This is a genomic window from Mucilaginibacter sp. P4_C11 (assembly GCF_056402115.1).
The window spans coordinates 33,119-44,539 of record NZ_JBFUIA010000047.1; the positions used below are offsets into that span (position 1 = coordinate 33,119).

At 43.4% G+C, this 11,421-nt stretch carries 7 protein-coding genes; 6 read left to right on the forward strand and 1 reads right to left on the reverse strand.

The features are described 5' to 3' along the window. Nucleotides 1-330: 330 nt before the first annotated feature. Nucleotides 331-4,038, reverse strand: a complete 3,708-nt coding sequence (locus AC1DU2_RS28250) for an ABC transporter permease (protein WP_477388690.1) — start codon at nt 4,036-4,038, stop codon at nt 331-333. Nucleotides 4,039-5,103: 1,065 nt separating this feature from the next. On the opposite strand from AC1DU2_RS28250, the gene AC1DU2_RS28255 reads away from it, so the two are divergent. Genes AC1DU2_RS28255 through AC1DU2_RS28280 form a run of 6 tightly spaced genes read left to right on the forward strand, consistent with a single transcriptional unit; the run spans nt 5,104 to nt 11,125 of the window. Next, nucleotides 5,104-5,478 carry a hypothetical protein gene (locus AC1DU2_RS28255; protein ID WP_477368096.1) on the forward strand — a complete coding sequence of 125 codons (375 nt, stop codon included), beginning with the start codon at nt 5,104-5,106 and terminating at the stop codon, nt 5,476-5,478. 4 nt (nt 5,479-5,482) lie between these two features. Then, a complete protein-coding gene (locus AC1DU2_RS28260) occupies nt 5,483-6,019 on the forward strand; it encodes a hypothetical protein (protein ID WP_477368093.1) in 537 nt (178 codons plus the stop codon). Further along, on the forward strand, nt 6,004-7,437 hold the full coding sequence (locus AC1DU2_RS28265) for a GspE/PulE family protein (protein ID WP_477388692.1): 1,434 nt from the start codon (nt 6,004-6,006) through the stop codon (nt 7,435-7,437). Before AC1DU2_RS28260 ends, AC1DU2_RS28265 begins: the two co-directional genes overlap by 16 nt. Before the next feature lie 8 nt (nt 7,438-7,445). Next, nucleotides 7,446-9,380 carry a type II secretion system protein GspD gene (locus AC1DU2_RS28270; RefSeq protein WP_477388694.1) on the forward strand — a complete coding sequence of 645 codons (1,935 nt, stop codon included), beginning with the start codon at nt 7,446-7,448 and terminating at the stop codon, nt 9,378-9,380. 4 nt (nt 9,381-9,384) lie between these two features. Beyond that, nucleotides 9,385-10,599, forward strand: coding sequence for a hypothetical protein (locus AC1DU2_RS28275; protein ID WP_477388696.1), 1,215 nt, complete (start codon nt 9,385-9,387; stop codon nt 10,597-10,599). A 1-nt stretch (nt 10,600) separates the two neighbouring features. Then, the gene (locus AC1DU2_RS28280) at nt 10,601-11,125 is read left to right on the forward strand and encodes a hypothetical protein (protein WP_477388698.1); all 525 of its coding nucleotides are present in this window, start codon (nt 10,601-10,603) and stop codon (nt 11,123-11,125) included. Nucleotides 11,126-11,421 lie beyond the last annotated feature (296 nt).

The window sequence follows — 11,421 nt, forward strand, 5'->3', positions numbered from 1 at the left end:
TATGCTTGTTGTATTTATAAGGTTTATTTCACATTGACAGCAAACTACTTAATAGCATTCCATGTGAATTTACTTTGCAAAGTTATGAGTATGGGTAAGGCGATAACAGATGCAGATTCTGAAAATTTAAGCATGACAGATTGGAAAGAAATAGTTGGTAGCCTTTTAAGGTTTTCGCTTGCCCAACGAGGGTCGAACACAAAAAATTACGCTATCGTACAAAAAAGTAATGTATAAAAATGAAAACCGCTCCTAAATAAATTAGAAGCGGTTTTTGAAATTTGGTGAGCCCCAAAGTACAGATGTGAACGCTTTTATTGAGAATGTAATTTATTCATTTCGCAAACTCTTCACCGGGTTAGCCATTCCAGCTCTAATGGTTCGGAAACTTAAGGTAAATAATCCTGTTAGCAGCATTCCTGCGCCGCTGATAACGAATACCCACCAGCTAATAGTTACGTGGTCGGCAAAGCTTTGCATCCATTTATTCACGGCGTACCATGCAATCGGCGTTACTATGATAAAAGCCAGTAAAATAAGTGATATCAGTTCGGTTGATAGCAGGGTTACTATTTGAGCCACGCTTGCGCCAAATACTTTGCGTATGCCAATTTCCTTTGTGCGCTGATTGGTGGTGTAAATGGCAAGGCCTAACAGGCCGAGGCAGCTAATCAATATCGAGAAGCCTGTTGCCCAGGTAAGCAGGGTTGATGTGTGTTGTTCTTCGTCGTAAAATCTGGCTATCGTGTCATCATAAAAATGGCAATCGAAATCATCGTCGGGATAAACCTTCTTCCAGGCCTTTCCCATATTTGCAATAGCGGTTTTCCACTCATTACCGCCTGCGGTTTCAGGTTTCAAACTAACATGTAGTGTTATCATGCCCCATTTGCCGCCGGCCGGGACTATTGCTGACGGATATATGGGCGAATGCAATGAACGCTGGTTGTAATCGGCAACCACTCCGATAATATTTACCGCTTTGCCCCGGGGAGCAAAGCCGCCCCCCAATTGTTTGCCGACAGCGTCGCGGGGGTTAATAAATCCCAATAGTTTAGCATAGGTATTGTTGATGATAACGCCTTTTAGGGTATCAGATTCCTGTATGTTTCTGCCAGCAAGTAATTTTAGCTGGTATACTTTAATAAAGTTTTCATCGCCGTGCTCAATCACCACTTCCCTTGTTTTTGTTTCTTTTTTTCCATCGTTATAAATACCCATTGTTCTATTGTACGTGTCAGATGACGGCGGTTCATCACCTAAACTTACAAGAGCAACCTGGGGCATTAACCGAAAATCATTCATCAATATCTTGTTACTGCTAACCTTGCTTACATTCCATGGCGCCCTGATAATCAGTATAGCATCCTTTTTAAACCCAAGATCTTTGTGTAAAGCATAATAAATTTGCTTACTTACTAAAATGGTAGCCATTATGAAAAATTGCGCTACAACAAATTGTGAAACCGTAAGCGATTTACGGAGCCACGCGTTTCGGGTTTTGTTGCTATCACTTTGCGCCTGGTTTTTTAGAACCAATACAGGTTTATAACCCGACAGCACAATTGCGGGGTAAAAACCCGACAAAACACTTACTACAATAGTTAAAATCAGCAGGAAGAGTACAACATCCGGTCGTAGCATATTCGCATGAATATTTGGGGATATAACGCCGGCAAACATTTTTAAAATAATTGGTGCCAGCAACACCGATATACATACCGCAAAGAATGTTATCAAAAATGTTTCGCTTAAAAACTGAACTACTAATTGTAGCCGGCTGCTACCCAAAGTTTTGCGGATCCCAATTTCTTTTGCCCTTTGAGCGGCCTGGGCGGTAGTTAAATTCACATAATTGATACATGCCAGCAACAGCAAAAAGATAGCGATAGCCAATAAGCCGTAAAGTGATGTTTTGCTGGCTGGCGATGCGAAATCAAAAATATTGTAGTTGGGGTTGAAGTGAATGTCGTCCAATGGCTGCAAGGTCAGATCCACGTTGTCTGTAAACCCCCTGACTCCTTTGCCAGGCGGATTACTTTTACTGAAAATGGTATTAATCTGTTTTATAACTCTTGTAGCCGGGGTACCCGGTGCCAGCTTAATAAAAACCTCCGATCCTGAAAAGATGTTATTCCAGGTGTTTAGCCTTAAATCGGCAGAAATACTTTTGTTAGTTGTGGCCGTACTAATGGAGACAAAGTCATGAAAGGTAAAGTCGGTGTTTTTAGTAGGTGTTTCAACTACCCCGCTAACGGTTGTTTTAAGGGTATCATAGGTAACTATTTTACCAATCATTTCATGGTATGACAACGACGGGAAGTAAAGCCTGGCTTGTTGGGATGTTAATACTACCTGGCCGACGGCATCAAGTGCGTGTTGCGATGAGCCGGCAAGCCATACGTAATTAAAAATTTTAAAATATTGCTGATCGGCAAGTGTTATCCTGTCCTGGTCTTTAAACCGCTTTTGTGCAATTTTATCTTTATCGATATAAACAAAATGGGGCGACAGCGTATAAAGCGGCGTAATTTCCTCTATTCCTGTGGCCTGGCTTTTAATAGCTTCAGCTAAAGGGCCTGGAACACCGCTCGAATAGTTTTTATTTCCCTGAGATGATATGTTCATAACAACTCGGTAAATCCGGTCGCTGTCCTTGTGGAATTTATCAAAGGTAAAATCGTAGTGTACAACAAAGTAAATGACCAGGAAAGCACTTATGCCGATGGATAAACCGATAATATTTATCAGTGTAAACAGCTTGTGCCTCCAAAATTCGCGGAATGCAATTTTAAAATAGTTTTTTATCATCATGTTGCGGTTCAATTTCTGATGAAACCACTTCGGCGTGATTTCCTGGTTCGAAATTACGGACGCAAACTGCAGATGATGTTCCAGGTTATAAGATGGGATTCCTTTTTTTTGATCGCTTTTATATTCCGCCGGGCTTTTGCCTGTCAGCTGCTTAAATATCCGGTGAAAGGTAGTTCTGGAATTAAAGCCGGCATCATACGCAATGCCCAGTAGGGTGATATGATCATAAGCGGGGTCCTGCATTTTCCGGATCACCTCCGCAACGCGGTATTCACTGATAAAATCATTAAAGCTTTTTTTGAGCGCGGTATTGATTATCCGGGATAATTCATGCGGGCTTAAATCAAGCTTTTCGGCCAGTAAACTTAAACTTAGTTCCGGGTCCTGGTAATAAAGGTTGGTTTGTACAGCCCTCTTTAGCCAGGTTCCCTTTTGCTTCATTGCCGCAGGAAGCGGTGGTTTTAAAAATGAAGGGGACTGCGCCCGAAGACCTGGCTCTGCTCTTAAATGGGCTGCGGCGGCCATCCAGATGATTATCGCGACTAAAAGTAGGTAAAGGGGGCAATAGGCATGCACACCCAATTGATGATGGTAATACAAATAATCTGCAGCGGCAAAGGGGATCCAGAATAGCCACAACAAGCCGAAAACTATAAGCAAATTATGCAGCCAGCGCAACTCGTTCCGATACCGGTCGCCCCCATTAAATTTTAACCGCCGGTAAAAGCTTTCTATTTGCCTGTGAGCCAGGCACAGGTAAATTGTGACCGAAACAAAGGCCAGCAGTTGCAATACCGGGTTCAGTTGCCGAAAGGCAGGCGTATCATAAGTAGCTGCACCGGTATTTATACTATCCCTAACTTGCAAAGCCTGGGCACCCAATTCCAGCAGCAACGGACTAAAATGCAGCAGATCGTTAAACCGGAATTTATATTCAGGCCGGGTTATTTTAAGCACGTAAAAGAAGATAAGAGGGCCAAGGGCAAGCGAAAATTGCAGCGGTAGCCGGCTCCAATTAGTAATGTAAGCCGACAGCCCGATGTCGATGCCCAATATCTGCGCCATCCACAAAACAATCGTAACCATTGCAAGGGCCAAAAAACGGTTTGCTGTTTGGTTTATCCTTTTGGTGAACCATAAAAGCAGGATAAAAGTGAGCCCGATAAATATCGAAGCAAAGAAAGCCAGGTCGTAGGTATTAATATGGAAGGTATATGTATCCATTTGAAATGTTAAAACGCAAGCGCTGTTACAAACTTATAAGTTATTGAAATATAAAAAATTATATGGAATAAATAGGTACACTATGCGCAAACTACATATTGAGCCGTTCGGTTTTCGTTTGTGTAGCTGTTTAATAAAAAAAGCGATGCTGATCCCGCTGTACTATTGGAATGATCTTACGGGGCGAACCCAAAAAGTACTTTGTATTAACGGGAAGAGCTGGTTTAAAAATGAATCAAAAAATAAAAACCGCCTCTATTGTTGATAGAAACGGTTTTCGAAATTTCGTGACCGACGGCTCAGTGTTTTCGAGGTCTTTTATGGAGGATTTGAGGATATTGGCTTCGATAAATATTCAATTATGAAAGGTTCGAAGTTAACCTTGTGATTGAAATAATTATTAATCCGACGAGAACTATAGAATTGGTTGCAATATTGAATAATAGTGGGATATGCCAGGCTGAAACCTAAAAATCGAGCAAGTATAACCTGCAAGTTTTGGGCTGTTGGCCAGGAAATTGGTTAACAAATATTCCGACTTAAAGGTAGATTTGGGGTTTTTGGTTTTTCTTTGGAGGACGCTGTTGTTTAATAATACGGTAAATAATTTACTATCCAAACCTGAAAAGCCTTCCCAATCAATAGCCAGGTACAGAATATTTTCGATTCCTTTAAAGTGACATTCCTGAACCCCATTAAAGCCGAAGTGGTGTTGCTGCCTAATATTTCGTTGAAGGAGCAGGCTTTGGTTTCTGATATATACTAGTGTCGTGTCAACGATAAATTGACGGATCGTCTTTAGCCAAAGCCTAAAGTCCTAAGTCGAAACAGAAAAAATTCAACTTTAGACTTACGACTTAATACTGTTGACTTAACACTAGGCATGTTTATTTCTTTTTTTCGTGATTTAATGCAAGAATTCTATAATTAACGAAATTTTATTAACTTTCACTCCAAATTAAAATTATTGCCCTGAAGCCTGAGCCGTATATTCGCTATTTTATGTTTTTTGTCAAGAAATACCTCAAACCAAACCCCGAACGTGCGTTAAAAGCGCTGTCACTCATGGAAATACTGGTTGTACTGATCATCATCGGTATTTTAGTGTTATTGGCTCTGCCCAACCTGTTGCCCGTAATTACCCGCGCAAAAACCACCGAAGCTAAACTGCAGCTTGAACACGTATCTATGTTGGAGAAAACCTATTTCTACGAACATTCCAAATATACCAATGACCTTAACGAATTGGGCTTTATCCAGGAAAAGCTAAGCACCGAAAGCAAGGATGCCAGGGCGAACTATAAGATAGAGATCACCAATGCTTCCAATACCGGTTTTACCGCCAGGGCAACCTCGGTAGTTGATTTTAACCAGGACGGGAATTTTAACGTTTGGGAGATGAACCAGGACAAGGTATTAAAAGAAGTAACCCCGGATTAAAGTGTTGCTGGCCATCCGTTTTGTTTTGTTATTGTCGCTGCTCGTTATTCTCCTGCAGGACTTTTGGTTTCGGGCTGTGCACTGGGCGCTGTTTCCGTTGCTGACTATCGGCCTGTTAAGTCTGAAACTGCTCGAAGGCAACGATGCTTCCTTAGCCGGCGAACAGATTGCGGTTAACTTAAGCTTCCTGGTGATGGTGCTGGCTGTATTAACCGGCTATCTTTTCATCAGCAGGAGGCGGTTCATCAACATTACTACAGGGTTAATGGGCTGGGCCGATATTTTATTTTTGGTAGCTATCGGGTTTTATTTGTCGGTACTTAATTATGTTTTTTTTTATATCGTCAGTATGCCATTAGTATTAATATTATGGCTATTTTATCAGCTTATAACCGGCAATAAAGGCAAACATATTCCACTGGCCGGGTTACAGTCCTTATTATTTATTGTATTTTTAGCTGGCGACTGGTGGTATTTTCATATCCGTGTTACCGATGATTACTGGTTGTTCCGTTACCTTACACCATGGATACAGCAATAAAGATCACATTACTAACCGAGCATATCCATATCCTTTCTAAGGACATGGCCTGGCATTACCGTGTGCTGCCCAAAGGGCGGGTTAATGGGCAACTTGCTTTGTATTGTGAAGAAAATACTGATACCGGCAGCCTTGCCGCCGAGCTGGAAATAATGCTGGGCCTTGATATCCTCCTTGAACCCATACCTGCATCAGAAATTGCCCGGTTGTTGGCTACCTATTATATTAAAGATAATACCACTACAGGAGCACTGCAGGCCAATGTACGCCATGACGAGGACAGCTTTTTGATGAACCTGATTGGCGAAGCCAAAAATCTGAAAAGCAGCGATATTCATATTGAACGGTACGAGAACAAGTGCAGGGTAAGGATCCGCATTGACGGGAACATGGTGGAGCGTTACCTGCTGAAGGAGGATGATTACCCGGCACTGATTAACAAAGTAAAAATCATGGGTAATCTGGATATTGCCGAAAAACGACTGCCCCAGGATGGCAGGATCAATTTCAGTCACCAGGGGCACCAGTTTGACATCCGGGCGTCTATCCTGCCTACGCTTTACGGCGAAAAGGTGGTACTAAGGTTGTTGAACAACGATGCTACAGATATAGATTTGAACAGCCTCGGATTTTCGGCGTTTGATTTGGATAATTACCTCCAGGGGGCAAAAAGGCCAAATGGTATCCTGCTGATTAGCGGACCTACCGGCTCTGGTAAAACCACCACGCTGTATGCCACATTAAAGCTGCTTAACAAGGAAACCCGTAATATTCTTACCATTGAAGACCCGGTAGAATATACGTTGGAAGGCGTAAACCAGGTGCAGCTTAAGGAGGCTATCGGCCTTACTTTTGCCGCGGCGCTCCGCACTTTTTTGCGGCAGGATCCGGATGTAATTATGGTTGGCGAGATCCGCGATACCGAGACAGCCAACATGGCTATCAGGGCCGCGCTTACCGGTCACCTTGTATTGTCAACCATCCACACCAATTCTGCCTGGGGAACGGTTTCCAGGTTGATAGATATGGGCATCCCGTCATATATGGTTGCCAACACGCTGAATACAACTGTAGCCCAACGGTTGATTCGCCTGCTTTGCCCGCATTGTAAAGTGCAAAAGGATTTTGACAAAACATTATATCCACGGCAGTTTAAGCCTTACCGCGAGGTTTCGGCCCATTATACACCCCGTGGGTGTGAAAAATGCTATTACACCGGTTACAAAGGGAGAAAAGCCGTTTACGAAGTGATACCTGTAGACCTTGACCTGGCCAACGAAATAAAAAATGGCAATATGCAGGTACAGGCACTATTAGAAGAACGGGGCATTAAAACCCTTGCCGAAAATGCTTTCGGCCTGTTTGCCGATGGGCAGACGTCTATTGACGAGATATACCCGCTGTTATTTAATTATTAAAGTATTATATGCTAAAAAAAATTACCTGCCTTATCATTTGTTTTTACTTGTTTGCCGCAGCTATAACAGCCAGCGCCCAGCAGCAGGACAGGCTACAGCTTATTAAACAAAAACTGGATGAGCTTGCAACGGATGTTCCCGGGCTTAACCAAAAAGTGCAGTTGCTGGTTACCGGTGTATCCATTCATGAATATCTGAATGCCATTGCGCGCTCCAATAATTTGAGTATAAGCTCCGATCCCGGCCTTAATTTCAGTATCTCGGATACCTTCACCGGTGTTTCGGCGTCCAATATATTGTTATTACTTGCCCAAAAGTATAACCTGGATATTACAGTTGTGGGCTCCATCATTAATATCACGCCTTATCGCGATCCCAACCAGTTTTTAAAGCCCCCGCCTAAGGAGCTGGGTATAAAATATAATGCGGCAAACAACACACTCTCGCTATCATTAACAAACGACAGTTTGGCGGCAGCAGCAAAAAGAATAACGCAGCTATCCGGCAAAAACATTGTGGTGCCCGGCTCACTACAAGGCAAAACGGTTACCTCTTATATCGCCGATGCGCCTTTCGAGACAGCCCTGGGTAAGCTGGCTTATGCCAATGAAATAAAAATGGTGCATACGGCAGATGACTTTTACCTTTTTCAGCCGTTAGACGAAAACGAGGAAGTTTATGTTAACGGCGATAGGAATACCGGCGTAAGGAAATCATTCCGCAACACCGCCCAGCCAGGAGCTGCCGGTGCCAGCGGGTTATTTGTAAGGCAGGTTAACGGCCAAAAGCTGATTTCGGTAGATGCCGTTAACAGTCCCATTATTGATCTGGTTAAACGTGCTTCGCAGGAAACCGGAAAAAACTATTCCATTTACTCTGATATTAAAGGTTCTATAACCCTCCATGTAAACGATGTTAGCTACGATGACCTGCTAACCTTATTGTTTAAAAGTACCGAATATACCTTTCATGCCGAAAAAGGTATTTATGTAATAGGCGACCGAAAGCTGGAAGGTTTGCGTACCTTCAGGGCAATTCACCTGCAAAACAGGGCAATTGACACCATTGTAACCATGATCCCCTCAGAATGGAAGCGCGGTATAGAGATTAAAGAATTCCGTGAACAAAACACGCTTTTGCTTTCCGGCTCGGGTGCACAAATAGATGAAGTAGAAGGCTTTATTAAGCAGATGGACGTACTTGTTCCGGTTGTGCTGATAGAAGTTACGATGATTGACGTGCACAAAACCCGGAGCGTTTCAACCGGTATTTCTGCAGGCGTTTCAGACAGCGTAAAAACGGGGGGCACGGTATTACCCGGAATAGATTATACTTTTGGCGCCAAAGGCATTAACGACTTTTTAAACAGTGTGGGTAAAGCAACCTCGCTTAACCTGGGCCACGTGGTGCCTAATTTTTATGTACGGTTGCAGGCGCTGGAAAGTAATAATAACATTGATGTGCGCTCGGTGCCCAAATTAACGGCACTTAACGGTCATTCGGCCACGCTGAGCATTGGCAGCAAACGTTATTATAAAAACACCACACAGAATGTTATTCCTTCTATTCAAAGCGCGCAATCTATATTTACCAATGTGTACCAGGAAGTAAATGCCGATTTGTCTATCGCTATAAAACCCATCGTGTCCGGTGACGACCAGGTTACGCTTGGCATTAAAATAAACATATCCGATTTTACATCTATCCCAACCGATGGCTCGCCACCGCCGCAGGCTATCAGCAAATTTGAAACCAGCCTCCGGGTACACAGTGAGGATACCATTGTTTTGGGCGGCCTGGAGCGTACAGAAACCGACGACAGCGGCTCGGGTATCCCCCTGCTTTCCAGGATCCCTATTTTAAAATGGATATTCAGCAGCCGCACCCGTAGCAAGTCGAAGGTGGTTACTGTACTGTTTATTAAATCCACCATTATCAGGTAGTATTATGGGTATATTATCGCCATATTACCATATTAACCAGGCAGCCGGTATCACTGTAGATATTGCGCAGGATGGCTCTTATACCATAAACTGCTGCCAGGTTAGTACCGATCACAAGCAACTCACCATTGAAAAAAAGTTCGGGGTAAAAGATGATGCAGAAGGTCTTGCCAAACAACTTGGCACCAAAATACCCATCGCTTTAAACTTATCGGGCAAAGGCATCTTAACCAAACAGGTAACAGCGGCATCCGGCGATGAGCAGCAGGATATGGCCAAAATAATCCCTAACCTGAATGTAGATGATTTTTACCTGCAGCAATTTGCATCCAACGATCAGTTGTTTGTATCCCTGGTAAGGAAAACCCTGGCCGACCATTGGATAAATATATTGGAGCAGCAGGGCTTTACCATACTGATGCTGAGCCTTGGCCCATTCGCCGCATCCCACATGTTAAACCAGCTTAATGTTTACGAAAGTGATGTAGTGTTTAATGGCATTCAAATAAGCCGGGATACCGACCTGCATTGGACGGCTGTGCAATTCAGCCCTACATTTGTTGCTCCTTTCACCCTTAAAATAGGGGCGGAGCCCATCGACCAGCAATTGATTATGCCCTATGCGGCGGCTTTTCAACTGGTGCTTGCCGATAAATTGGAGCCGGTTAAGGCGATGGTTGATGCCACGGATGCCCGGTACCTGCAAATTATAGGGACAAAAAAACTTAAGGTAACGGGTGCTTTAATATTGGGTGTTTTCTTTATCCTTTTACTCCTCAATTTTGTAACCCTTTCCTGGCTCAATTCAGAAAATAGCCGTCTCGATGGCCAGGCCAGCCTGTCGGCAAATAGCAGCAGCGATATGCAGGCGCTTACGGCGCAGATAAAAACAAAAGAAGCGCTGCTGAAAGATATGGGCTGGGATGGAGGTTTTAACAAAGCCAGGCTTATCGATCAGCTTGCGGCATTGCTGCCGGGCGAGGTAACCCTGAAGGAAATAGCGATAAACCCTCCCGATATCAACAACAAGGATTCGCGGGGGGAGCATTTTTTAGACCGACAGATAAAGCTTTCAGGGAATTCGCAACAGGTTATTGCCGTAAATGAATGGATAGCGCGCATTAAAACGTTAAAATGGGTAAAAGGTGCCGGGCTTGATAACTTCGAGTTTGATAACGACCAGAACACGGGGAAGTTTAACATTATCATCAACTATTAGCATGCTGAAAAACCTGAACATCAAAAAGGAATACCTGCTTATAGCCGGATCGGTACTGCTTTTACTGGTATGCTACCGTTTTTCATTCAGCCACACCGTAGATGCCTGGAAACTCCGGCGCCAACTACAGCAAAAAATAGCCCAGGCCGGCGACCTTACCTACCAGCCAGACTACCTGGAGCGGAAAGATAATAACCTAAACCACATTATCGCCCGCTTTAAAATAGATACGGCCACCATGCGCAGCAATATGATTACCACCATTGCCCTACAGGCCGAAAAACTAAACGTGAAACTATCACGAGTGCCGGTGCAACCCAGCTCCAACCCCGACGATAAATACATCATCCAGCGGCTGGATTTTGAAGGCGATTTTTTTTCGCTTTGCAAATTATTGCAGCAACTACAAGCTACAGATGGCACGGGTTTGATACGCGCGGTTGATTTTGTATCGGGTAAGGTGGTTGGCGGCAATACGGAAACCAAGGTGCTTGGTATGCGGGTGTTTGTTGTGGTTATTAGGTGATGGAATAATGAAAACCGTTTGCAGATTGTTTTGCTAACCCCTTCTTTTAATACCTGCTTTTAAAAGTTTGGTAATGATGCCAAAAATAGTTGGTGGAATTAGTTAAAAAAAGCAGTATATAGCAAATGCAGATATAAGAGTACCCAGGCTCTGCAGAGGTGCAACCTGCCAGCAATAATATTTGCGAACGATACCATGGCCGGACGAAAGTCCGGCTTTTTTTATTCATGGTAGAGTTCAAATATGGCTAAGAAAACCTATTGCCATTTTGTTTATTCTTGAGGAACAAGTACCAT

Coding starts and splice junctions, on each gene's coding strand:
- AC1DU2_RS28250 (WP_477388690.1), bottom strand. CDS start 4,038: ATGGATACATATACCTTCCATATTAATACCTACGACCTGGCTTTCTTT.
- AC1DU2_RS28255 (WP_477368096.1), top strand. CDS start 5,104: ATGGAAATACTGGTTGTACTGATCATCATCGGTATTTTAGTGTTATTG.
- AC1DU2_RS28265 (WP_477388692.1), top strand. CDS start 6,004: ATGGATACAGCAATAAAGATCACATTACTAACCGAGCATATCCATATC.
- AC1DU2_RS28270 (WP_477388694.1), top strand. CDS start 7,446: ATGCTAAAAAAAATTACCTGCCTTATCATTTGTTTTTACTTGTTTGCC.
- AC1DU2_RS28275 (WP_477388696.1), top strand. CDS start 9,385: ATGGGTATATTATCGCCATATTACCATATTAACCAGGCAGCCGGTATC.
- AC1DU2_RS28280 (WP_477388698.1), top strand. CDS start 10,601: ATGCTGAAAAACCTGAACATCAAAAAGGAATACCTGCTTATAGCCGGA.